The sequence below is a fragment of the Conexibacter sp. S30A1 genome (assembly GCF_023330665.1).
In the GTDB taxonomy this organism is placed as follows: domain Bacteria; phylum Actinomycetota; class Thermoleophilia; order Solirubrobacterales; family Solirubrobacteraceae; genus Palsa-465.
On the sequence record NZ_CP097127.1, the window covers coordinates 1,979,309 to 2,001,971 of the forward strand.

Consider the following 22,663-nt stretch of genomic DNA (forward strand, 5'->3'; position numbering starts at 1 on the left):
ACGTCAGTCCTCGTCGAGGGCGCGTCGCACCATCTCGGAAGTGATCGGCGGCGTCCCCGCCGGGACCCGAATCACGGGCAAGCCCTCGTCGGAATCGACCGCGGCGGGCGTCAGCCCCCGCCGCGCCAACCTCGAGATCACCGTGCCGAGCGACCGCTTCTCGATCGCAGCCAGCTCACGCGCTGCCGTAACCACGTCGTCGTCGATGTCGAGCGTGGTTCTCATCGGTTTGATGCTACTGCATCAAGTCATCAAATCTGCTGTCACCAGACCGGCGCGCCCTCACGGTCTCGACGGCATTTGCGCGGCTCAGAGCGGGAAGCTTGTGCCGGTGAGCTCCTCGCTGACCTGCCACAGACGCCTCGCCGCCGCGTCATCCTGAGCCCGGGCGCTGCGCCCCACCAGCACCGGCGCGCCGCGCATCTCCTGAAAGCCGCCTGGCCCGGCATAGCTGTCGCCGGGGATGTCGGCAAAGGCGGCGAACAGTGTCGGCAGCGCGCCGGCGGCCGCGCTCTGCGCAAACAGCGCGTTGCCCAGCTGTCCGAGCCGGTCTCCGAGGCCGCTGCCGGTGTGCGACTGCAGGTTGGTGGCGGCGTAGCCTGGGTGAGCCGCGACGGCGATTACAGGCGAGCCGACGGCAGACAGGCGGCGCTGCAGCTCGCTGGTGAAGAGCAGGTTGGCGAGCTTTGACTGCCCGTAGGCGGCCCACCGGCGGTAGCGCCGACGCTCCCAGTTGAGGTCGTCAAAGTCGATGCGGCCAAGACGGTGCGCGCCAGATGCGACGGTCACCACCCGACCTCGCACCTGCGGCAAAAGCAGGTTGGTGAGCGCGAAGTGCCCGAGGTGGTTGGTCCCGAACTGAAGCTCGAAGCCGTCCTTGGTGCGGCTGAGCGGCGGCACCATCACGCCCGCGTTGTTGATCAGCAGCTCAAGCTCGTCCCCCCAGCCCGAGGCGAAGGCACGGATCGAGGCGAGGTCCGCGAGGTCGAGCTCACGAACCTCGGTCGCGCCGGGCATCTTCGCGGCCGCGGCCCGGCCCTTGTCGACGTTGCGCACGGCCAGCGTCACCTGCGCGCCGGCCGCGGCCAGGACGGTCGCCGCGGCGGCACCGATGCCGCTGTTGGCGCCGGTCACGATGACGCGTTTGCCGGTGATGTCGGGTACGTCTGCGGTGGTGAATGTGGCCATGGAGTGAATACTGACAGGCGCGGCGAGCGCGGCCGGGTCCACGGCCAGGACGGAGCCTGCAGCGAGCTGTAACGCACCCGCGGCGGCGGGGTATCACGAAAATGCGATCGTTTCGCCGGCGGGCGAAAGCGGAGGCGTCGCGCGGTTCGCGCGTGCGCGACGCCGCCTCACAGGCTGCCCGCGAGAGCCAGCAGCGGGTCCGCGAGGCCGCGCGCGAGGTCGCCCAGCAGGCGCCGGAGCGCGCCCAGCAGCTGCGCGCCGCGGCGGCTCAACTGGATGTGCGCTGGGCCCGGTCGCGGCCCGCGCGCTTCATCCGTGAGCGCTTCATGCAGTTCGTGATGAATCCGATCCTCGATCACTACGCGGCCCGGCGCGCGACCGGGGTGCAACGCCTGACCGAGCTCGAAGAGCCGTTCATCCTGGTCGCCAACCACTCAAGCCACATGGACACGCCGATCATCCTCTCGGCGCTGCCGCGCCGCCTGCGCAAGCGCACCGCGGTTGCGGCCGCGGCCGACTACTTCTACCGCAACCGGCTGGTGGCCTGGCTGGTTTCGCTGCTGTTCAACACGGTGCCGATCGAGCGCATGGGCGGCGGGACCAAGGACTCAAGCCACCTCGACAAGCTGCTGGACGACGGCTGGAACCTGCTGCTCTACCCGGAGGGCACACGCTCGCGCGGCAGCGGCCTGGGACGCGTGCGGCGCGGGGCGGCGGTGCTGGCTTCCCACCACAACCTGCCGATCGTCCCGATCCGCGTGAGCGGCACCGCCGAGGCGATGCCGCCCGGCGCCGTCTGGCCCAAGCGCCTGCGCGGCCGCCTCTTCAGCCGCCGCCACCGCGTCGAGGTCGCCTTCGGCGAGCCGATCGAGCCGCTCAGTGACACCGCCGCGCTGATCGAACGCGTGCAGCAGTTCTTTGAGTCCGGGGAGTCGGGGCCGTCGCTGTCGCCCTACCGCCGCCGCCACGACAAAGACGACGACTGAGCCGCCTGGCGCGAACCGCCGTCTCAGCCGCGGACCTGCCGCGACCAGGCGTCGACGCCGACAGCGAGGATCATGATCGCCCCGAGCGTGATCTGCTCGTAGAGCGGGTTGAGGCTGAGCAGGCCGTAGCCGTTGCCGATCAGGGCGATCAGCAGCACACCAACGACCGTGCGCCAGACCGCGCCCTCGCCGCCGAGAATGCTGGTGCCGCCCACGACGATGCCCGCCACCACCGTGAAGGTCAGCGTCGTGTTGTTGGTGGAGTTGCCGCTCAGCACGCGCGCCGAATCGAGCACGCCCCCGAGTGCCGCGGCCGCGCCGCTCAGCGAGAAGGCGATGACCCGCACCAGATTGACGCGCACGCCCGCAAAGCGCGCCGCCTCGGCGTTGCCGCCCGCGGCGTACACGTAGCGGCCGTAGGTGGTGCGGGCCAGCAGGAACCCGAGCGCCACCACGACCGCGAGCATCACCCAGGTGGACATGTTGACCCCCAAAAACTGCGCGGTGGAGATCTGCGAGGCGCCCTGGTTGGAGATCAGCACGAGGTTGCCCGAGGTGACGAGCGACGCGAGCCCGGCGACGACGAACGACATCGCCAGGGTGGCGATCAGCGAGTTGATGCGGAACACAGTCGAGACGACCCCGTTGACGACACCGACGAGCGCGCCGGCCACAACGGCCCCGAGGATCGCAAATGCCGGGTCCCAGCCGCTGGCGGCCAGCTCCGCAAAGACGACCGACGCCAGGCCATAGGTGGCACCGACGGAGAGGTCGATCCCGCCTGAGATCAGCACGAACGTGCCGGCCACCGCGATCACCAGCGTGGAGGCCTGCTGGTCGACGATGTTGAGCAGGTTGGTGGTGCTGAAGAACGGCGCCGACCCGATCGAGAGCGCGACGAACAGCGCGACGAACGGGATCAGGATGCCCGCGCTGCGCCAGCGAACACCCGCCGGCAGCAGCGCCGACCGACCCGGCGCGGGGGGCGAGGCCGTCTCGGCCACCGCGCTCTGCTCCTGCTCGGTGCTCATGCCGCCTGCCTGACCGCGGGTTCGGAGAAGGCCGCCGCGAGGATCGCCGACTCGCTGACCGCCTCGCCCACGAGCTCCGCGGCGATCCCCCCGCGGCGCATCACCAGCACGCGCTCGGCGAGCCCCAGGATCTCCTCGACCTCGGAGGAGATCAGCAGGATCGCGGTGCCCTCAGCCGCCAGTCCGACGAGCAGGTCATAGATCGCGCGCTTGGCGCCCACGTCGACGCCGCGCGTCGGCTCGTCGGCGATCAGCACGCGCGGTTTGCACATCAGCATCCTGGCGAACAGCACCTTCTGCTGGTTGCCGCCGGAGAGGGTGCCGACGATCGACTCGCCGCCCGCGCGCGTGAGCGCAACCCTGGACAGCAACTCGCCCGCCGCCCGCCTTTCAGAGCGTCGGTCGACGACTCCCAGACGGCTATGACCACGCAGGCTGGAGAGCGAGACGTTCTCGACCGCCGAGCGGCTGTAGAGCAGGCCAAGCTCGCGCCGGGACTCGGGCACCATCGCCAGGCCGTTACGGAGGCTCGCCAGCGGGCCCGCCGGCCGCAGCGACTCGCCGGCCAGCTCGACGCTGCCCGCCTGGCGGCGATCGGCGCCGAAGATCGCGCGCGCGAGCTCGGAGCGCCCCGCCCCAACCAGTCCTGCCAGCCCGAGAATCTCGCCCTCACGCAGGTCAAACGAGACATCGTCGACGCCGCGGGCGACGAGACCCCGCACCCGCAGCGCCACAGCGGCGTCGGGCGCAACGCGTGGCTTCGGCGGGTAGGCGGCGGTCAGCGGCCGGCCGAGCATCGCCTGGATCAGCGAGGACTCATCCTCCGCCGTCGCCGGTGCGCTGCGCACGATGTGCCCGTCGCGCATGACCGTGATCGTGTCGGCCAGCTCGAGCACCTCGCGCAGGAAGTGCGAGACCAGGAGCACGGTCCTGCCCTGCGCGGCCAGGGAGCGGATGATCGCGTGCAGGCGCTCGACATCGGCCCCGGCGAGCGCCTGGGAGGGCTCGTCCATGACGATCATGCGCGCATCTCGCGCGAGCGCCCGCATGATCTCGACCTGCTGCTGCTCGGCCACACGCAGACCGGCGACCTGGCGGTCGGCGTCCAGCGAGAAGCCGGCGCGGGCTGCGAGTTCGCGGTAGCGCACGCGCAGGGCGCGGCGGTCAACCCAGCCGGCACGACGCGGCTCAACCCCGAGAAACACGTTCTGGGCGACCCCCAAATGCGGAACCACCAAGAGCTCCTGGGCCATCATCGCGATCCCGAGCTCGAGCCCCTCGCGCGGTGACCTCAGCGTCACCGGCCGGCCGTCGACGAGCAGCTCACCGCTGTCGTGCGGGATCGCACCGGCGATGATCTTGGCGAGCGTGGACTTGCCGGCACCGTTCTCACCGACCAGTGCGTGCACCGTGCCCGCAGGTATCTCGAGCGAGATCCCCGCGAGCGCGTGCACGCCCCCAAAGCGCTTGCTGACGTCGCGGAGCTCGACGAGCGGCGCGCTCGTCGAGCTCCGGTCGTTGGGCTCTAACCGGCCCATTCACCCTTGAACAGACGGGCGTCGCTCCTGGTGATGACGCCGTTGTTGGGCAGCGAGTCAAGCGGGTTCTGGCCCGGGTACTTGAGCCCTGTACGGATCGCGTTGACGAGCGTCAGCACGCCGTCCCTGCCCTCGCTGGCCGGGTCCTGGGCGACGGTTCCAAACCAGCGCCCGTCCTTGACCCCGGCGATGCCGGCCCGCGAGCCGCCGAAGCCGACCAGCACCGCCTTGCGCGCGGAGCTGGCGGCAGCCGCGCCCTCGATGCCCTGGTCTGAGCCCGCGATCAGGTTGATGTTCGGGTGCGCCGACATCATCGTCTGCACCGCTGTCTCACCGTCGGTGGGCGTGAAGAAGTCCTGCCCGGTGTCGACGATCCTGGCGTGCGGGTCCTTGCGCAGCGCGGCCAGGAACGCTGAGTGGATGGCGACGTCCAGCGTGGACTGCTGGATGTCGTAGAGGTAGCCGATGTTGCAGGGGTTCAGGTGCTTGGTCTCGCACGCCTGCACCGCCAGCTGGCCGAACAGCGTGCCGAGCTGCCACGGGTCGAAGGTGACATTGCCGGACAGGCCGCGGACCTGAACCGCAGATGTCTTGTAGCTCCTGCCCATGACCTGATCGACGTTGACGACCTTGATGCCCTTCTTCACAGCCTTGGCCACGAGCGGGATCAGGTTGGTCGACTCGATCGGCTGCGTGAGGATCCCGCTTACGCCGCCCTCGACCAGAGCGTCCTGGAAGTCCGCGTACTGCGCGGTCGGGCTGTTGTTGGCGTTGTAGACCTGCAGGGTCGCGCCGAGCTTCCTGGCCTCGGCGTGCGCGGCTGCGAGCATCGGCGCGTCGTAGCTGTTGTTGGTCGCGGCAAACGACAGGAACACCAGCTTGGGATGCTTGACGTTGCGCGCCTGGGCGCTCGGAACAACCGCCGCCATCGCCACCGCGAGCGCCGCAAGCAGCGTTCCCGCGGCCACCATGCTGATCCGCGCCGTCAGGCAAACTCGCAAAGATTTATTTCTCAACTGCCTCTCCTCCTCCACGGTCTCCCAACCGCTGCAGGGGCTCTCCGGCCACGAACCCGCGCCGTCAAGAGCCTGATCCACATGAAGCCGCACACCAACACGGCACTGTGCGATGAAGATACACACTTGGCGGATCGCATATCAAGCGGTACTGCGCATTTCGCCTCGCGCCCGCCGGGATCCTCCACATCCGCGGGCAGTGCCGCCAGATATCGCGGTGCCGTTGACATCTGCGCTGGCATCTGCAACGGTAACCTAGCCTGTAGGCGTTTACTGTCATGCGACAGCGGGAGTTTGGGGAGTTGACTATTGAGAATGCCGGGGAGCGCACCCCGGAGCAGATCAGCGGCGCGCCGGCGGTCGCCTTCCGCAGCGGGTTGGTCCTGACGATGGACGCCGCGCACACCGTGATCCACGGTGGCGACGTGCTGGTTGTCGGGCGCGATGTGGCCGCCGTCGGGCGCAGCCTCGAGGTGCCGGCGGGCACGCTCGAGATCGACGCGCGCGACGGCATCGTGATGCCCGGCATGATCGACACCCACCGCCACATGTGGCAGACCGCGATGCGCGGCTACGGGGCCGACTGGACGCTCACGCAGTACTTCGTCTGGAACTACCTGGAGCACGGGCGCAAGTTCCGCCCCGAGGACTACCACGCCGGCAACCTGCTGTCTGCCATCGAGGCGATCGATGCCGGCGTGACCACCAGCGTCGACTGGTCCCATGGACTTGCCACGGTCGACCACGCCGATGCGGCGGTGGATGCGCTCGAGGAGGTTCCGGGCCGCTTCGTCTTCGGCTACGGCAACATTCATGCGGCGCCGTGGGAGTGGGCGAACTCGCCGGACTTCCGTGCCTTCGTGGAGCGGCGCATGAAGCGCTCTGAGATGCTCGGCTTCCAGCTCGCCTTTGACGTGACCGGGGATCCGGCCTTCCCCGAGCGGGCGGCGTTTGAGGCGGCCCGCGAGCTGGGCGTGGCGGTGACGACGCACGCGGGCGTGTGGGGGGCCACCAACGACAACGGCATCCGCCTGATGCACGAGCACGGCTTCATGACGCCCGAGACCGTCTACGTCCACGCGGCTACGCTCTCGGACGACTCCTATCAGCGGATCGCCGCAACCGGCGGCCATGCGTCGGTCTCGGCCGAGAGCGAGTGCTCCTGTGGCCAGGGCTACCCGTCGAGCTGGGCGCTGCGCCGCCATGGGATCCCCATATCGCTGTCGGTCGACACATCGGTGTGGTTCAGCGCAGATCCGTTCTCGGCGATGCGCGCAACCCTATCCACCGATCGCGCGCGCGAGCACCACGAGGCGCATGCACGCGGCGAGACGGTCACAAACGTCGGTCTGCGCGCCGAGCAGGTGGTCGACTGGGCCACGCGCGGCGGCGCGCGGGCGCTCGGCATGGACGGGATCATCGGCAGCCTGGAGGCGGGCAAGCGCGCGGACGTGGTGCTCGTCAAGAACGAGCGCTCACCGGCGATGTTCCCGATCCTGCACCCGTACGGGCATCTCGTCTTTCAGGCCCAGCGCGGCGACGTTCACACGGTGCTCGTCAACGGCCGCGTGGTCAAGCACGCAGGGCTGCTCGTCGGCACCGACCTCGGCCGCGTACGGCGGGCGATCGAGCACACGATCGAGCATCTGCGCCGCTCACTCGGCGAGGAGGAATGGCTCGCCGGCATGCACCCCGAGATCCCCGACACCAAGGTGCTTGACAACCCCTACACGTACACCGACTACGCGGATGCGTCGACGCACTCGGCCTGAGGGCCGACCGACGTCCCGCAGTATCGAGAGGAGACCATGAGCAACCAGGACGGTACGGTCGTGATCGTCGGCGGGACGAAGGGTCTCGGACGACGCCTGGCGGAGCGCTTCGCAGCGGACGGACGCGAAGTGGTGATCACCGGACGCGACCAGGAGCAGGCCAACGCGATCGCCGCAGAGATCGGACACGGCGCCCGTGCCGTGGCCCTGGATCTGTCAAACCCGCATGAGATCGGCGCGCGGCTCGAGGGCCTGGACCACGTCGACCATGTTGTCCTGGCGGCGATCGAACGCGACACCAACACGCTGCGTGACTACGACGTGACGCGCGCGATCCGCCTGGCGACGATCAAGCTGGTCGGCTACACGGAGGTGCTGCATGCGCTCCATCCCGCGCTGCACGACGCAAGCTCGGTGCTCCTCTTCGGCGGTTTGGCGAAGGAGCGCCCGTACCCCGGATCCACGACCGTGACCACGGTCAACGGGGCCGTCGACACGATGATCCGCACGTTCGCGCTGGAGCTCGCGCCGGTGCGGGTGAACGCGCTGCATCCGGGTATCGTCGGTGATAGCCCGTATTGGGAGGACAACCAGCAGATGCTCGCAAACGTCGTCGCACGCACGCCCACGGGCCGCACCGTCACGATGGACGAGGTCACCGATGCGGCGCTGTTTCTGCTGCGCAACGGCGCTGTCAACGGCGTCAACCTGTACGTCGACGGCGGCTGGGTGTTCGGCTGATGCGGGTCGCCGTCCTGGGTCTCGGCCGCATGGGCGCTCCGATCGCGGAGCGCCTGCGCGCCGCCGGGCACGAGTTGTCGGTCTGGAACCGCTCGCCGCCGGCGACCGAGCCGTTTAGGGAGCGCGGGATCAGGACGCTCGAACGGCCGTCCGACGCATGGCGGCACGCCGATCTAGTGATCACGATGCTGGCCAACGACGAAGCGCTCCTGGCGGTGACGCTCGGTGAGGACGGGCTCCTCAGCACCAGTGCTGGACGCGAGCGGCCTGACGGGTCGCCTTGCCTGGCCGAGATGAGCACGGTATCGGTAGCCGTTTCCTCTGAGCTGGGCGAGGCGGCATCCACGCGCGGCGTCGACTATCTGCGGGCGCCCGTTACCGGTAACCCCTCGGTCGTCGTCGCCGGCGACCTTGGGATAGTCGTGTCCGGACCCGAGAGTGTGTTCGAGCGGCTCGCGCCGACGCTGCGCGACATCGGCCCAAACCTGTTCTATGTTGGCGACGGCGAACAGGCGAGAGCCGTGAAGCTCGCCCTCAACCTCATGGTCGGTGGAACGACGCAACTGCTGGCCGAGGCGCTGGTGCTCGCCGAGCGTCACGGGCTCGAGCGAAGGAAAATGCTCGAGGTTATATCTGGCTCCGCCATCGGGAGCCCCTACGTCAGGTACAAGGCAGCCGGCCTGGTCGCGGATGACTATGTATCCACCTTCACCGCAAGCCTGTTGCACAAAGATCTTTCGTTGGCGCTCGACGCCGGCCACGAGATGGGCGTGCCCCTCCCGCTCACAGCGGCGACACAGCAGCTAGTCGAGAGCTGCATCGCAATCGGGATGGGCGATCTAGACCTTTCCGTGCTTGTCCCCCGGCTCCGCCGCGACGCCGGCGGATGACACACCGGCACGGCGAACACCGAGGAGAGCGACCGGCCCACCTCGGGATGAGTCCGTAAGCGCAGATGCATCTCGTCGCGCGCGCCATCTGACTACGCAACCCGAGCCGCTCTGGTCGCTGCCAGCCCTGCCGCGTGACCATGCACGCGCCGCCGTCCATGTCGCCGTCGTCCCTCATGCGCGACCGCTCTGATCAGCCCGATTCTGCCGTATCAGCATCCGCGACCTTGCCGCGGGAAATACGCGGTAACCCGCTACCGGTAAGCACCACTTGACACACGCCGGCGCGCGGCTTAGAGTCTAGCTATGTCCGATTGTCCGATGATCTGGCTGCTCCCGTCCAGCGAGGTTGCGGCCTTCTACCAGTCGTCGTCGGGGCCTTTTGACGATCCAAACAACATCCGAGAATCCGGTCAACGTGCAGCAGGACGAGCGCAGTGTCGAGACCGCGTTACCAACACTGCTAGCCGCCACAGCTAGCAACTCTTCCGGCACCGCGCTGGTCAATGCATTTGAGTCTAACAAAGGAGTGAGAGATGGCGAAACGGTTACTCATCAAGGGCGGTGCTGTTATCAGCGTCGACCCTAGCATCGGCGAACTGCGCGTCGGTGACGTTCTCATCGAGGGTGATACCATTATTGACGTCGCGCGGGACATCCCTGCGGAGGATTGCGAGTTCCTCGACGCGACAGGTATGGTAGTGATGCCTGGTTTGGTCGACTCCCATCGTCACTTCTGGCAGACGGGCACGCGCGCTGATTCAATCGACCACGTATTCTGGGATCTCGTAGCGAGTCAGTGGCCGAAGATCGCGGCGCACTACAGCCCAGAGGACGTATACGCGACGGTTTTGGCCGGTGCTGCGGACGCGCTCTCTGCTGGCGTCACAACCGTTCTCGACTGGTGTCACGTGGTCAATACCCCGGAGCACGCAGAAGAGAACGTTCGCGCGCTGCGGGACATTGGGATCCGCTCGCGCTTCCTTTACGGCGCGTCTATGTCTCGCAAACTGAACGAGTTTCAGGGCGAAGCCGATGACACGGATTCCTGGGCCCACGCACGCGATCTCTACACACGCGAGTTTGAAGGCAAGGAAGACGGCTTACTCACTTACGGCTTGGCGATCCAAGGGCCTGACGTCTCCACTATGGAACTCACCACGACCGACTGTGCTGCCGCGCGCGACATCGGTGTACCCATCGCCGTACATGTCGGCGCACCGGAGGGTCCGCCACCAATGCTCTCCATCCAGCGCATGGCCGACGCGAACTTGCTCGGACCCGACATCAACTTCGCGCATTGCTGTAATTCAACCGACGAGGAGCTTCGGCGTCTAGCCGAGGCAGGTGGTACCGCCACAGCCTGCCCGACGCTCGACATGGCGTTCGGTATGGGAACGCCGGCCACCGGTCGGCTCCGCGACGCCGGGCTGCGCCCAGCGGTTGGTGTCGACTCCGTGATCGCTTCCAGTGGCGACATGTTCGAGGAACTCCGGCTCGGCATGCTCTACGAGAGGATGCGCCGCTCCCAGGCCATCTTTGCCAAGGGCACAGATGTCAAGAGCGTGGCGGAGTTGGGATTCACCAGCCGCGAAGCGCTCGAATCGGGCACAATCAACAGCGCGCACGCAATGTGGCTAGGCGACAAGGTCGGGTCGCTCACGCCCGGCAAGAAGGCAGACGTTATCCTCCTGCGTGCCACTGATCTCAACCTGGCCCCACTAAGCGACATGGTCGGAGCCGTTGTGTGCGGAGCGAATTCAGGCAATGTCGACACGGTCTTGGTCAACGGCAAGATCGTGAAGCGTAACGGGAGCCTGGTCGGCGTCGACGTAGCCCGTGTGCACCGCCTCATCGTCGAGGCGCGCGACCGGATGTATGCATACGACGCCTACCCTGGCATGCGTCCGCCGCTCTCTACGCCAACCCACCTGTCATGACCATGGCCACCGAGAGCAGGCGATCGGTGATCGTCACAGGCGCTGGCGGAGGGATGGGCGCTGCCGCGGTGCGGCAGCTCGTCAAACGAAACGTCAACGTCCTCGCCGTCGACCTCCGACCGCAGAGCGTTGAGCTGCTTAAGAGCGAACTCGCCGACGCCCCGGCCGAGGTTCTCCCCGTCGCTGGCGACGCAGCGGACGCCGAAACCGTGCAAGCCTTTGTTGCCCTAGCCATCACACACTTCGGCCGACTAGATGGTGTGTTCAATATCGCCGGCGTCGGGACAGGAGAGTTTCGGCCATTAGCCGAGGTCCAAAATGCCACTTATGACGAGGTCATGCGCGTGAATGCCAAAAGCGTCTGGCTAGGTATGAAGTACGCGTTGCCTCACCTCGTCGCCGGAGGCGGCGGCACAATCGTCAACACCGGCTCTCACCTCGCATGGCATGCCGCACCGACCTTCTCGGCTTACTGCGCCTCCAAACACGCGGTCATCGGCATGACGAAGGCGGTCGCCTTGGAATACGGGCGCGACAACGTGCGCGCAAACATCGTTTGTCCCAGCGCCATGGAGACAGCTATGGGGCAGGAGGCCGCTGAAGGCATCGACCCCGAAGACCCCCGAGCGGGCTGGCAGGTCATGATCGACCAATCAGCCAACGGCCGCGTGGCACGGCCAGAAGAGACAGCAGCAGTTGGCGTGTGGCTGCTACTGGATGCGCCCCAGCACGTATCAGGCGTTGTGTTCCCGGTAGACGGTGCTCAATCCGCCAAGTAGCAGCTACACCCCCACCCGCAGATAAGAGGAGGTCGAATGGGACGGCTAGACAATAAGGTCGCCATCATCACCGGCACAGCTGGAGGCCAAGGACGCGCGGCTGCCCTGCTATTCGCGCGCGAAGGCGCAAAAATCGTCGGCTGTGACGTAGGCAGCGACTATTACAGCGACACCGAAGTGACAGGCACAGCCGCGGAGTACAGCAAGTGGACGGCGAAGGGCCTAGATGAGACGGTCGCACTGGTCCGCGCCGCCGGCGGCGAGATGGTTGCGCTGCAGCCATGTGACCTGACAAAGCAGGAGGATGCCGACGCACTGATTCAGTTTGCGTTGGAGACTTACGAGAAAATCGACATTTTGTACAACAATGCCGCGAAGGGTGAATTCGCATGGTTCGACGAGATGTCGCATGAGCAATTCTGGAAAGGCATGACACAGGAACTCGACACCGTCTTTCTGCCGACGAAGGCGGTATGGCCGCACATGGTCGCCCAGAAGGGTGGCGCAATCGTTAACACCGCTTCCATGTCGGCGACTAAAGTATATGCAGCACTCCCTTGCATATCACACATGACGGTAAAGGCAGCGGTCCAGGGCTTTTCACGGCACCTCGCGTTCGAAGGCGCACCTCACGGGATACGAGTCAACAGCGTTGCTCCCGGTCTCATCGCAAGCCCGTCCACGGGTCCTTTCCTAGATGACCCCGAGTTTCGGGACGCGTTCCTGCGGGAGTCGATGATCCAAAGGGTCGGCACACCCGAGGACGTGGCACGGGTTGCGCTATTCCTAGCGTCTGATGACGCCTCGTTCGTGACGGGCGCCAACTACGCCGTCGACGGCGGCGCCACTGGGATGTGATCGTCGGCGTTCAGAGCGCCGCTGGCGAAGTGGCCTGCGCGGCCAGGCCGCGCAGGCCACTTCTGCTGCATCTAAGCGGCGGCTTGGCCGCCGTCGACCGGAACTAGGATGCCGTTGATATGTGACGGCGCGTCGAGTAGCAGCCACACTCCCGCGGCAGCTACTTCGTCGGGCGTGGCAAGGCGCCCATTCGGTGCCTGATCGATCAACACCTGCCGGCCGAGCGAGACGTCGTCTGGATTGATAGCGGCGGACACACGCGCCCCCATCGCTGTATCGACCGCACTCGGGCAGACGCAGTTCACGCGGATGCCGCTGGTGGCATATTCGAGCGCGGCCGCTCGCGTCAGCCCCATCACGGCATGTTTCGACGCACAGTATGCCCCGAGGGTGGCAGCCCCATGCCATGCGAGGTGCGAGCCGGTACTGACCACCGCACCTCCTCCGCCCTTCACCAGAACCGGGATAACGTATTTCAGGTTCAGGAATACGCTCCGCGCGTTGACACTCATCACGCGGTCGTAGTTGGCTGTGGATGCCTCCCCGGACATTGCGAACTCGCCTTCGATCCCAGCGATGTTGAAGACCCCGGCGAGTCCACCCCAGCGATCGACGGCCTCGGCAACGTAGGCCCGAACGTCGTCCTCTCGACTGGCATCAGCCGGCCTGAGCACGAGTTCCCCACCACCTGAACCCGCGTCGACGGCGCGGGCGAGCGTGGCGTGGTCTAGGTCAACGGCCATAACGTTGCCGCCGCGATCAGCGATCTGCCGAACCGCAGCAGCGCCGACACCACCGGCGGCCCCTGTGACGATGTAGCTACCAGCACTTTGAGACATGGCTCTCCCTCTTGACTTTGCCTCGGGCGTCCGACATTGGCGCACCGCCACAGTGCGGGCGGCCTGCCAGCGAGCTTCATGTGGCGCACCAGCCGGATCCGAGTCTTTGCTTGACAACTCCTCACATATAATCGTAGAGTCTGACAATCAGGCAAGTCGGCTGCAAGCCGATACTCGCTGATCTTCAGACGGCCGAGCATGAGTAGAGGAGGCAGGATTTGAGAATTTCTGAGGCGTCAGAGGCGGAGCGAAGCATGGTCGCCGACGGGATGCGAATTGACTACGACGTCCCGATCGAGATGGACGATGGCCTGGTTCTGCGATGCGACGTGTTTCGCCCAGTCCAAGATGGCCGGTTCCCGGTGATCATGACGCTCGGGCCCTACGCCAAGGGCTTGCCGTTTCAGACTGGATACTCAGGGATGTGGAAGACGATCGAAGCTAACTATCCCGAAATCCTGCAAGGGTCGACGAACAAGTACCAGAACTGGGAGACGTGCGACCCCGAGAAGTGGGTACCCGACGGCTACGTGTGTGTTCGCGTCGACTCCCGCGGCGCGGGACGCTCACCGGGCTACCTTGATGTCTATTCGCCGCGCGAGACGCTCGACTACTACCACTGCATCGAGTGGGCTGGCACTCAGAGCTGGTCAAATGGGAAAGTAGGACTGCTCGGCATCTCCTACTACGCCGTCAACCAGTGGCTTGTGGCCCAGCTGCAGCCGCCCCACCTCGCTGCCATTTGCCCGTTCGAGGGCTATCAGGACTTCTATCGCGAATGCAACCGTCATGGAGGCATCCTGAACACGTTTATGCCGGAGTGGTTTCCGGTCCAAGTGACCTCCGTGCAGTACGGCAACGGCAGCAGTGTTGTCAACCCGAACACCGGGGTTCTTGTTGTTGGTGGTCCAGCACTGTCGGAAGAAGAACTCGCTGCGAACAGAAGTGACCTGCCTGGCGAGCTCCGCTCTCGCGAGCTTGACGACCCGTGGTACCGCGCAAGATCTGCAGAACTCTCGAAGATCACAGTCCCGCTGCTGTCCGCGGCGAGCTGGACCCATTCGCTACATGAGCGTGGAAACTTCGAAGGCTACCTCGGCGCAGCGTCGGAGCAGAAATGGCTGGAGGTTCATGGTCTTGAGCACTGGACCGTCTTCTACACGGACTACGGCGTCGACCTACAGAAACGATTCTTCGGTCACTTTCTAAAGGGCCTCGATACAGGCTGGGATAAGCAGCCTCCGGTTTCGCTGAACCTCCGCGCGGTCGACGGCACCTTTGTTCAGCGTGGCGAGCAAGAGTGGCCGTTGGCTCGCACTCAGTGGACCCGGCTGTATCTCGACGCGGCCGACAGCACGCTGCTCCGCGACCGTGGTGACGACGATGCCGCGGTCCAGTTCGCCGCACTTGGCGACGGTGTCACATTTCTGACGGAACCACTTGTTGATCCGCTTGAGATCACTGGCCCTTGCGCGGCCAAGCTGTTTGTCTCCTCCTCGACCGAGGATGCCGACGTCTTCGTTGTGCTCCGGGTACTGGATCCCGAAGGAACAGACGTCGCCTTCGTAAGCGCTCAGGATCCTCGCGGAGTTATCACGAAAGGCTGGCTGCGCGCCTCGCACAGGAAGCTCGACCACGAGCGGTCGATGGACTATCGGCCATATCATCCACACGACGAGAAGCAGCCACTCGTGCCCGGCGAGAAGGTGGAGCTTGATATTGAGATCTGGCCCACCTCAGTGCTGATCCCCAGTGGTTATCGGCTCGGAGTTACTGTTCTGGGCCGCGACTTCACGTGGCCTGGGGCCGGCCCTTGGCCGCAAATCTACGGAATTGATATGCGCGGCGACGGGATCTTCCATCACAATGACCCAGGCGACCGCCCTGAGTCCCTGTTCGGTGGGACGACCACCCTGTACACCGGCGCTGCCAGTCCGTCGTATCTTCTGCTCCCAGTAATCCCAGAACGCAAATGAGCGTGCTAGAGGCTTCTGGAGCCGTCGTGCTCCGCCCAGGCGACACCGCCTACGACGAGGTGCGGCGGGTCCACAACGGAATGATCGACAAGCGCCCGGCCCTGATCGTAAGGTGCCTGACCACCGAACACGTGGCCGCGGCCGTTCGGTTCGCTCGTGCAAGGTCGCTTGAGATATCCATCCGTAGCTGCGGCCACAACGTCGCCGGTCGCGCTGTCTGCGACGGTGGCCTAATGATCGATCTCAACCTCATGAAGGGGGCCACCGTCGATCCGAACGCGCGCACCGCTCAAGCCCAGCCTGGGCTCAATTGGGGCGAATTCAATGCTGCCACGCAAAGGCACGGCCTGGCCGTCACGGGTGGCACCATCTCCACAACCGGGGTCGCAGGGCTAACGCTTGGAGGTGGCTTTGGCTGGCTGATGGGGAAGTTCGGCTTCGCTGCTGACAATCTCCTGTCCGCAGAGGTCGTCACCGCGGACGGCGCCATACTGACCGCTAGTGTGCACGAGCACCCAGACCTTTTCTGGGCGCTACGCGGTGGAGGCGGCAACTTCGGGGTCGTGACGTCTTTTACCTTCAAGCTGTATCGCGTTGGTCCCATCGTCACAGGTGGCTTTAACTTCTGGCCGTATAAGCGGGCGAAGGAGGTGTTGGCACTTTTTCGAGAAGAGTCGGCAAAGATCTCGGATGACATGAGCCTCGTCGCCGCCCTTGTCAGGTCGCCAGACGAGCCTCATGAGCCGCTTGCCGGAATCATTGCCTGCCACGTCGGTCCAGAAGATGTCGCGACGCGCGAGCTGGCAGCGATCCGAGGATTTGGTGAGCCGGTCGTCCAAGCGATCATCCGAAAGCCGTACGAAGACGTCAACTCACAGTATGACTTCGGATTCCCGAATCGAGCTCTCAACTACTGGAAGTCGAGCTTCCTAAAGCGACTACCGGACGACGCGATCAGTAGCATGGTCGCGGACTTCGCGCGCTGCCCATCTCACATGAGTATCTTGATGCTGGAGGATGTACATGGAGCTGCGACGCGTGTACCAACCGCTGCGACAGCGATTCCGCACCGCGCGGCCGGATTTAATCTGCTGATTCCATCTGTGTGGTCGAATCCGAGCGAGACCGCACTCAACGTCGCTTGGACTCAGGACACGTTCGCGCGCCTGAACCCGTTTTTTGCGCCGGGACGTTATGTCAACTATCTTGACGACGACGAGGCCCAAAGAGGTGGGGATCCCGTCCGTGCCGCATATGGCGCCAACTATGAGCGCCTAGTCGAGGTGAAGACAGCGTACGATCCGGAAAACGTGTTCCATCTCAACTACAACATTCCGCCGCGAAAGTCGGCAACGCGGTAGGCAAAGCAAGTTTTGCTGAAGCTGGCGCGGTTGAGTCGTCAGCTTGGTCGAGTGCGTCTCAGTCGGCATCAATCGGTCAGGGACAACCGAGCCCGCTCGCGTAAACTACGACGGGCGTACGCGGCCCGCCAGCACTCTAACGAACTACATGAGAGCGGCAGCTTGCAGTGGCCACGGCGCGGCGGCGCGAGTGCCAGTCCACGTCGCAACAGTGGGGCCAACTCAGAGCGGCTCTCTCACGACACGCAACGTCTGTAGAGACGTCCCGGTCCGTCTCACTAGCAACAACAGTGAGCACCACCACTCCGGGACCAAGCTGATGACCCCAAGCATCGTTCACCACGGCCGAGCCCAGACAGTCCACGCAGCCCGCGCGCAGGTGCGCGCAGCAGCCTGAGACGCAGCACCCGAGCAGTTCGGCAACAAAACAACGGTCACGCCAGCAGTGCCAACCGCCGCCTAGATCAGCAGACCCGACAGCCAGGGGCTCGAACACTAAATTCGACGACCAAATACCTCACCCAGCTCGACAGGCTTCGGCGGCGCATCCGACTGCCCCGACCGATCCCACACCGTCAGCGATGAGCCCCATCCAACACGCACCCTTGAGCTCCGCGGAGCTCAAGCCCCAACCGCCGGGCTGCCAATCGAATCTCCGCCAGTGTCGTTGCAACAGTGACGGATGCGATACCAGCAATGGATTCATGTCGGCGCAGACCAACGCTCCCGGCAATCGCGTGCGCCGGGACTGTCGTCGCGCTTGCCCGGCGTCCGATTTCGCCGACGATTTTCCCCATAGCTGACTGACTGTCGACGCACCCCTCGCCTGTAATGGTCGCTGTTGCCCGCGCTAGTCGATGGTCGAACTGCACCGCACTGAGCACGTGTGCCGCGCCAGCGGTGAGCTCTGCGTCAAGGGCCGCCCAGAGCGCGCCTGCAAGCCCACCGGCCGCACCGGACATGGGCACGCCCAGTGGGTTCCGCGGCAACCTCGCGGCTTCGGGCGCTGCAAGCCGCTGCAACTCTCTGACCTGCTCCGGTCTGGCGCCCTTCTGTGGGCCGAAAATCCGTGCGCAGTCCTCCCATGTGGTGTCAACGTCGCAGAGGACGGTTAGTGACGCTCCGCGCAGACCACCGCTGCTACTAATGGCGGCTAGGGCGCCACGCCCGTAGTCAACGGTCGCCGACCCTCCGGCCGCCACCAAAACGTGTCGTGCGCCCAGCTCGACCGCAGCTACGATCAAGAGCCCGGTACCCTCTGTCGAAGACTGCATGACATCACGTTCGGAATCGGAGAGCAGTGAGAGACCGCTGGCAGATGCGGCTTCCACGACAGCAACAGCCCCGTTGCCGAGAAGCGCAACGGACCCGTAGATCGGACGTCCGAGCGGGTCTGTTGTGGGGAAGCTGAGCACTCGGCCGCCGCCTGCGTGCAGGAGTGCGCTTGCAGTGCCTTCCCCTCCGTCGGCGACTGGGCACAGGTCGCAAGACCAACCAGCATCACCGACCCCAGCCCCGATCGCTGCGGCCACTCTCTCGGCAGTAAAAGTCCCCTTGAACGAGTCAGGTGCCACAAGAATGGACCGCGAACGCTCAGGCGACGCCGTCGACGGCCCGACTACTAACTCGGGCGCGACACCTGCCCGTGAGTAGTTGCCCGTCACCAAGCCCAAAGTCGCTCGTCCGCCGCGGAAGTTGGGATGACTGTAACAGCGACCACGCCGCTATTGAACCCTGCGGACCGCGAACTCTCGATGCCCGTGCACCTCAGAGCATGTCAGGACTCCGGAGGCCGCGGCAATCAACGCGTTGTAGATAGACTCGCCAACCGACGTCAGGGTCTCGGTCCCAATTGCAATTCCGCCGGCATCAATATCGATATCGCCAGGCATGTTCCCGAAGACAGCCGAGTTGGTCGAAATCTTGACGCATGGCGCAATGGGTGAGCCGGTAGGGGTTCCGCGACCCGTCGTGAACGCCACCAACTGGCAGCCACCTGCGACGAAGCCTACCATCTGCTCGATGTCGTGTCCGGGTGTGTCCATAATATATAAGCCTGTCCCTCTCGGCGACCCCGCGTATTCGAGCGTACCGGAAATCGCGGCAGTTCCAGCCTTGCGCGCTGCGCCGAGCGACTTCTCTTCGATTGTTGTCAAGCCGCCGGCTATGTTGCCAGGAGTTGGCTGTGCGCCGCGGATATCTATACCAAGTCCCTTAACAGCGTGCTCGAAGGCGTTGATGAGCTCGACAATCTCCTGGCCTATCTCTGGAGTGACGGCCCGTGCCGCCAGGAAGCGCTCGGCGCCGACCAACTCCGGCACCTCCCCGAGGATGGTAGACGCACCCTCAGCGACAAGCCGGTCGCTAGCGATGCCTAGAGCAGGATTCGCAGTTATACCCGACCACCCGTCCGAGCCTCCGCACTCAAGACCAACGACGAGCGCGGAAATCGGCATTGGCTCTCGCGATGCCGCCGCAGCCATCACCAGTTCAGATGCGACCGCACGCGCGGCCTCGGCGGTGCTGACCGTACCACCGTGCTCAGACATGGCGACAACGCTGACGCGCTGCCCGCGGGCCGAGAGCTCATGAGCCAGCTGCTCATCTCGTGAGTCCACAGTGATAAGGAGAACGGCCCCTACGTTCGGATTCGCCCCAAACCCTGCGAGTGTTCGCGTTATCACCCCAGCGTCGGGATCCCCAGGGAGATTCTCCCACTCGTGAGCGACCGCAACCACCGCTGGCAGGTACTGCGCAACTAATTCTGCGGCGCGGTTCGCAGCTGCCCGGGCGGGGAGTACGAGGACATGGTTTCGTACGCCCCACTTGCCGTTATCTCTAGGATATCCAGTCAGCATCCGCACAAGTTCAGGCCCGGTCACATCGTGACCGAGAGCCGATCGAGCACGAAGTCGACTGAGCCACGTCGCTCAGATGCGGTCAGCCGACCCCGACATACGTCGCCTACACGGTCCGCGACCAGCGCCGCCTGCTCACCGACAGGCAGGCCGTACGCCCCCAGATCAAAGTCATCTCGCAGCATCGTGTACGTCTCGCGATCCCGCGCGACCGCGACCACGGGACAGCCCGCGAACCCCAACGGCGCCTCGTGTCCACCGCAGAGCGACACGATCAGCTGCGCGCCGAGCGCAGCGAGTCGCAGGTGGGCCGCGCCACCGCGCGCGCCGTCAACCACGGCGACGGCGGCGCCCCGCAGTTCCATCTCGCGCACGAGTGGCTCAACCAGCTCATCGTCCGAGCGGTCGAGGCCCACCAAGAGCCGTCCTGGCTCAAATATGCCTGAGGCCTCGCGGTGTAACTCCGCAAGGCGAGCTTCCACGATCTCGCGTCCCCGCGCGATTGCCGCTGTCGTGCCACCTGCGCGCTGGATGCCAACGTAATCGACGTTCACCCGGCGGCTGCTAATCGCCTGTGCGAGGCTCTCGCCAGCAATGGTCTCGCAGCCCAGTCCCACCAGCAGGACCGCCCCGATGTTCGGGTTGAGACCCACGCCCTCAAGCGAATCACGTGCGTGGCGCAAGTCATCACCGACGTGCAGGCAGCCGTGCTGATGTGTGATGGCTAGCGCATCCGTGGCGGCAGCGATGTCACGCGCAACACGCGTCGCACAAACGACCGACGGGAGCACAAGCATGTGGTTGCGAATGCCTACTCGCCCATTCGGGCGCTCGTACCCCTCCGGCTGGAACGGCGCTATCGCCACAGCACTCAACCAGCCTGGGGCCCTGGAAGGCGAGCGCTCGCCACGTTGTGAACATGCACATGACAGCCTCGCGGGATCGAACATGTCGCCAGTCCAATCACTTCGCCATACTTCAGTACCGGCTCGCCGCAACCGATTTGCCTCAGCGCGACTTTGTGGCCGGCGAGGATCTCGTCAACAATCACGACGACGGTCTGAGCATATTCGACGGTCTCCCCAGGCGCGAGGTCCATGAGCGCGACCAGCACATTGTCCGCTGGATCGACCGCAATCACCCGCCGCCTGCCGCCAGCCCCTGGCTCACTTGCCATAGCTGCGGAGGACTTCGGTCGATGTCCGTCGCCAACGGCCACACGCCAGCCAGTACGGGGTCGCAGCAGCACCGCAGAGCGTCGAAGCAGGCTGGACAGTTAGCGCAAACGCTACAAACATGGGCTCAAGGCGTATAGTACTACTTGACGCGTTGAGTAGGGGCCGATATCGTAGACGGTGCCGAGAGGGACGACGAGGAGGTCGGCTTCATGATTCGAGACTCCACAGCCATGAGTACCGCATTGGCTACAGATCTGCAGGACTACGATCGGCGGGATCTAGCCGAGCGCGTTGCCGAGGTCGTCAACGCAGTCCGCCGTCAGGGCGATGCAGCGGTCAGCAAGGCAGCGACAGTCCATGGCGCCGCAGAGCTGACTCGTTACGTCTACGCGATCCCCAGTTCGGTCGCGGCTGATATACGGCTGATTCAGCGACGACTGACGCAGGCTGCAGCAGTGGAGTTCTCCTCGCTGACAGACGTCGAGACGGAGGTTTCCGTCGGGACACGCATGGGTGTGCATCATGTGGCCGTCGACTCCCTGGGCGTCTGCCTAGCCGATGCCTCGCCACGCGGCGTTGAACTCGGAGTTGCAGAGGCCACAGTCATCATCGCGCGCGCGGCAGGCGTACGGCGCGTAATTGCCTGCCTGCCGCCGGACCATGACGGCAAGCCGTCGGCGCTCGTCGCGGCGACTCTCGCGCTGGCTGGCGTTGACACTATGCACTGCGTAGGCGGTGTACAGGGTCTTGCGGCGCTCGCGTTCGGGACTGAAACCATCCCGAGAGTCGATCTCTTGGTCGGGGTCGGCGACCCCGCCTTAGACGAGTGCGTACGCCAACTATCAGCTGCGGGCTGCCAAACCCGTAGTCACGGTGTCCTTGTGGTCGCCGATGAGTCGGCCCCTGCGGACTTGATCGCGGCTGACCTGATCGCCGCGGGAGAGTGCGACCCAACCGGCCGGGGAGTGCTCATCACCACGTCGCCGGAACTCGCGGAGACGGTGCACGCAGCAGTTGAGCGACAGCTGATTACGCTCCCCAACATCGAAACGGTGAGATGCGCGTGGAGGCGTCTAGGCGCGATCAACGTCGTCGATGGCCCAGACAAAGCGTGTGAACTAGCGAATCGCTACGCCGTCGAGCGCGTGGAGGTGCTCACGAGAGACCCAAGAGCCTACATGGGCAAGCTGAGCGAATGCAGCGAGCTTCTCTTGGGGCAAGGTGCAGGTGTAGCGCTTGCGAATCCGGTTGTAAGCCGCGAGCCGGCACATTTCAGTAGCGGCGGCACTTTTCCGTCGGTGAAAGCCTTTATGCGATCGATCCCTTACCGCGTCGCGGAATCGGCCGCCAGGGACGAGATAGAAGCGCTCGCCCAGCGCTGCCGGATGACGGGCCAGGAAGCTCATGCGCGCGCGTGTGAGCGGCGAGCGCCCCAGGAGATGGAGCACGCTGGCGCGTTCGGCCGGAACGAACTCTGCACGCTGCCTGGCTGACGGGTCGCCATGCTCCCTCCCGCATCGTGGAGGCTGACCTATTCGGCCAGCGCCTCGGAGTTGACCGGGGCAGTTCAAGGCTATGGCCGTGGCCGCGCACGTGGCCGTCCAACGCGGAGCACCATTCCGGCTCCTCGCTGATGGATGTGGATCACACGCTGGCGCGTCAAGCGGTCAATCGGACGACGAGACTCCCGGTCCTCGCGCATGGAGACATCC

Annotated in this window: 20 protein-coding genes; 10 read left to right on the top strand and 10 right to left on the bottom strand. The window is 65.2% G+C overall.

The features are described from left to right. Positions 1 to 3 precede the first annotated feature (3 nt). A complete protein-coding gene (locus M3M54_RS09745) occupies positions 4 to 225 on the bottom strand; it encodes an antitoxin (protein ID WP_249018851.1) in 222 nt (73 codons plus the stop codon). An 84-nt stretch (positions 226 to 309) separates the two neighbouring features. After that, positions 310 to 1,188: an oxidoreductase gene (locus tag M3M54_RS09750; RefSeq protein ID WP_249018852.1), complete on the bottom strand. Its 879-nt coding sequence runs from the start codon at positions 1,186 to 1,188 to the stop codon at positions 310 to 312. A 152-nt stretch (positions 1,189 to 1,340) separates the two neighbouring features. Here M3M54_RS09750 and M3M54_RS09755 point away from each other — a divergent pair, with 152 nt between their 5' ends. Beyond that, positions 1,341 to 2,174, top strand: coding sequence for a lysophospholipid acyltransferase family protein (locus M3M54_RS09755; protein WP_249018853.1), 834 nt, complete (start codon positions 1,341 to 1,343; stop codon positions 2,172 to 2,174). Positions 2,175 to 2,197: 23 nt separating this feature from the next. Here the strand turns inward: M3M54_RS09755 and M3M54_RS09760 are convergent, their stop codons facing one another. The 3 genes from M3M54_RS09760 to M3M54_RS09770 are packed head-to-tail and all read right to left on the bottom strand — an operon-like array spanning position 2,198 to position 5,759. Continuing rightward, positions 2,198 to 3,205 carry an ABC transporter permease gene (locus M3M54_RS09760; protein WP_249018854.1) on the bottom strand — a complete coding sequence of 336 codons (1,008 nt, stop codon included), beginning with the start codon at positions 3,203 to 3,205 and terminating at the stop codon, positions 2,198 to 2,200. Beyond that, positions 3,202 to 4,743 carry a sugar ABC transporter ATP-binding protein gene (locus M3M54_RS09765; RefSeq protein WP_249018855.1) on the bottom strand — a complete coding sequence of 514 codons (1,542 nt, stop codon included), beginning with the start codon at positions 4,741 to 4,743 and terminating at the stop codon, positions 3,202 to 3,204. Before M3M54_RS09765 ends, M3M54_RS09760 begins: the two co-directional genes overlap by 4 nt. Beyond that, a complete protein-coding gene (locus M3M54_RS09770) occupies positions 4,731 to 5,759 on the bottom strand; it encodes a sugar ABC transporter substrate-binding protein (protein ID WP_249018856.1) in 1,029 nt (342 codons plus the stop codon). The genes M3M54_RS09765 and M3M54_RS09770 overlap by 13 nt, the downstream gene beginning before the upstream one ends. 389 nt (positions 5,760 to 6,148) lie before the next feature. Between M3M54_RS09770 and M3M54_RS09775 the strand changes: the two genes are divergently transcribed. From M3M54_RS09775 to M3M54_RS09800, 6 genes are all read left to right on the top strand, one after another. Further along, positions 6,149 to 7,531 (top strand): amidohydrolase family protein, encoded by a 1,383-nt coding sequence (locus M3M54_RS09775; RefSeq protein ID WP_371878662.1) that lies wholly within the window; start codon positions 6,149 to 6,151, stop codon positions 7,529 to 7,531. A 36-nt stretch (positions 7,532 to 7,567) separates the two neighbouring features. Continuing rightward, positions 7,568 to 8,272, top strand: coding sequence for an SDR family oxidoreductase (locus M3M54_RS09780; protein ID WP_249018858.1), 705 nt, complete (start codon positions 7,568 to 7,570; stop codon positions 8,270 to 8,272). Beyond that, entirely contained in the window at positions 8,272 to 9,162 is an 891-nt protein-coding gene (locus M3M54_RS09785) for an NAD(P)-dependent oxidoreductase (RefSeq protein WP_249018859.1), read from the top strand. The genes M3M54_RS09780 and M3M54_RS09785 overlap by 1 nt, the downstream gene beginning before the upstream one ends. Before the next feature lie 536 nt (positions 9,163 to 9,698). After that, positions 9,699 to 11,102 (top strand): amidohydrolase family protein, encoded by a 1,404-nt coding sequence (locus M3M54_RS09790; RefSeq protein WP_249018860.1) that lies wholly within the window; start codon positions 9,699 to 9,701, stop codon positions 11,100 to 11,102. A gap of 2 nt (positions 11,103 to 11,104) precedes the next feature. Beyond that, positions 11,105 to 11,881, top strand: coding sequence for an SDR family NAD(P)-dependent oxidoreductase (locus tag M3M54_RS09795; RefSeq protein ID WP_249018861.1), 777 nt, complete (start codon positions 11,105 to 11,107; stop codon positions 11,879 to 11,881). A 36-nt stretch (positions 11,882 to 11,917) separates the two neighbouring features. Beyond that, on the top strand, positions 11,918 to 12,739 hold the full coding sequence (locus M3M54_RS09800) for an SDR family NAD(P)-dependent oxidoreductase (protein ID WP_249018862.1): 822 nt from the start codon (positions 11,918 to 11,920) through the stop codon (positions 12,737 to 12,739). Positions 12,740 to 12,810: 71 nt separating this feature from the next. On the opposite strand, the gene M3M54_RS09805 is transcribed toward M3M54_RS09800, so the two are convergent. Next, positions 12,811 to 13,578: an SDR family NAD(P)-dependent oxidoreductase gene (locus tag M3M54_RS09805; protein WP_249021767.1), complete on the bottom strand. Its 768-nt coding sequence runs from the start codon at positions 13,576 to 13,578 to the stop codon at positions 12,811 to 12,813. Positions 13,579 to 13,832: 254 nt separating this feature from the next. On the opposite strand from M3M54_RS09805, the gene M3M54_RS09810 reads away from it, so the two are divergent. After that, entirely contained in the window at positions 13,833 to 15,554 is a 1,722-nt protein-coding gene (locus M3M54_RS09810) for a CocE/NonD family hydrolase (RefSeq protein WP_249018863.1), read from the top strand. Next, positions 15,551 to 16,915, top strand: coding sequence for an FAD-binding oxidoreductase (locus M3M54_RS09815; protein WP_249018864.1), 1,365 nt, complete (start codon positions 15,551 to 15,553; stop codon positions 16,913 to 16,915). Before M3M54_RS09810 ends, M3M54_RS09815 begins: the two co-directional genes overlap by 4 nt. A gap of 575 nt (positions 16,916 to 17,490) precedes the next feature. Here the strand turns inward: M3M54_RS09815 and M3M54_RS16950 are convergent. Genes M3M54_RS16950 through M3M54_RS09830 form a run of 4 tightly spaced genes read right to left on the bottom strand, consistent with a single transcriptional unit; the run spans position 17,491 to position 20,950 of the window. Beyond that, positions 17,491 to 18,579, bottom strand: a complete 1,089-nt coding sequence (locus M3M54_RS16950; protein WP_371878572.1) for a glycerate kinase — start codon at positions 18,577 to 18,579, stop codon at positions 17,491 to 17,493. Between the two features lie 60 nt (positions 18,580 to 18,639). Next, positions 18,640 to 19,773, bottom strand: a complete 1,134-nt coding sequence (locus M3M54_RS09820; RefSeq protein ID WP_249021768.1) for a UxaA family hydrolase — start codon at positions 19,771 to 19,773, stop codon at positions 18,640 to 18,642. 20 nt (positions 19,774 to 19,793) lie between these two features. After that, complete coding sequence (locus M3M54_RS09825; protein WP_256465767.1) at positions 19,794 to 20,723, bottom strand: UxaA family hydrolase; 930 nt, start codon at positions 20,721 to 20,723, stop codon at positions 19,794 to 19,796. Next, entirely contained in the window at positions 20,645 to 20,950 is a 306-nt protein-coding gene (locus tag M3M54_RS09830) for a UxaA family hydrolase (RefSeq protein ID WP_249018866.1), read from the bottom strand. The genes M3M54_RS09825 and M3M54_RS09830 overlap by 79 nt, the downstream gene beginning before the upstream one ends. Before the next feature lie 231 nt (positions 20,951 to 21,181). On the opposite strand from M3M54_RS09830, the gene M3M54_RS09835 reads away from it, so the two are divergent. After that, positions 21,182 to 22,444, top strand: coding sequence for a histidinol dehydrogenase (locus M3M54_RS09835; protein ID WP_249018867.1), 1,263 nt, complete (start codon positions 21,182 to 21,184; stop codon positions 22,442 to 22,444). Positions 22,445 to 22,663 lie beyond the last annotated feature (219 nt).

What these genes read in the sequence shown, in the direction of transcription:
- M3M54_RS09795 (WP_249018861.1), top strand. Translation starts at nt 11,105, where the DNA reads ATGGCCACCGAGAGCAGGCGATCGGTGATCGTCACAGGCGCTGGCGGA.
- M3M54_RS09780 (WP_249018858.1), top strand. Translation starts at nt 7,568, where the DNA reads ATGAGCAACCAGGACGGTACGGTCGTGATCGTCGGCGGGACGAAGGGT.
- M3M54_RS09790 (WP_249018860.1), top strand. Translation starts at nt 9,699, where the DNA reads ATGGCGAAACGGTTACTCATCAAGGGCGGTGCTGTTATCAGCGTCGAC.
- M3M54_RS09810 (WP_249018863.1), top strand. Translation starts at nt 13,833, where the DNA reads ATGGTCGCCGACGGGATGCGAATTGACTACGACGTCCCGATCGAGATG.
- M3M54_RS09830 (WP_249018866.1), bottom strand. Translation starts at nt 20,950, where the DNA reads ATGGCAAGTGAGCCAGGGGCTGGCGGCAGGCGGCGGGTGATTGCGGTC.
- M3M54_RS09765 (WP_249018855.1), bottom strand. Translation starts at nt 4,743, where the DNA reads ATGGGCCGGTTAGAGCCCAACGACCGGAGCTCGACGAGCGCGCCGCTC.
- M3M54_RS09815 (WP_249018864.1), top strand. Translation starts at nt 15,551, where the DNA reads ATGAGCGTGCTAGAGGCTTCTGGAGCCGTCGTGCTCCGCCCAGGCGAC.
- M3M54_RS09775 (WP_371878662.1), top strand. Translation starts at nt 6,149, where the DNA reads ATGGACGCCGCGCACACCGTGATCCACGGTGGCGACGTGCTGGTTGTC.
- M3M54_RS09760 (WP_249018854.1), bottom strand. Translation starts at nt 3,205, where the DNA reads ATGAGCACCGAGCAGGAGCAGAGCGCGGTGGCCGAGACGGCCTCGCCC.
- M3M54_RS09750 (WP_249018852.1), bottom strand. Translation starts at nt 1,188, where the DNA reads ATGGCCACATTCACCACCGCAGACGTACCCGACATCACCGGCAAACGC.
- M3M54_RS09825 (WP_256465767.1), bottom strand. Translation starts at nt 20,723, where the DNA reads ATGTTCGATCCCGCGAGGCTGTCATGTGCATGTTCACAACGTGGCGAG.
- M3M54_RS09805 (WP_249021767.1), bottom strand. Translation starts at nt 13,578, where the DNA reads ATGTCTCAAAGTGCTGGTAGCTACATCGTCACAGGGGCCGCCGGTGGT.
- M3M54_RS09835 (WP_249018867.1), top strand. Translation starts at nt 21,182, where the DNA reads ATGAGTACCGCATTGGCTACAGATCTGCAGGACTACGATCGGCGGGAT.
- M3M54_RS09745 (WP_249018851.1), bottom strand. Translation starts at nt 225, where the DNA reads ATGAGAACCACGCTCGACATCGACGACGACGTGGTTACGGCAGCGCGT.
- M3M54_RS09820 (WP_249021768.1), bottom strand. Translation starts at nt 19,773, where the DNA reads ATGCTGACTGGATATCCTAGAGATAACGGCAAGTGGGGCGTACGAAAC.
- M3M54_RS09800 (WP_249018862.1), top strand. Translation starts at nt 11,918, where the DNA reads ATGGGACGGCTAGACAATAAGGTCGCCATCATCACCGGCACAGCTGGA.
- M3M54_RS09785 (WP_249018859.1), top strand. Translation starts at nt 8,272, where the DNA reads ATGCGGGTCGCCGTCCTGGGTCTCGGCCGCATGGGCGCTCCGATCGCG.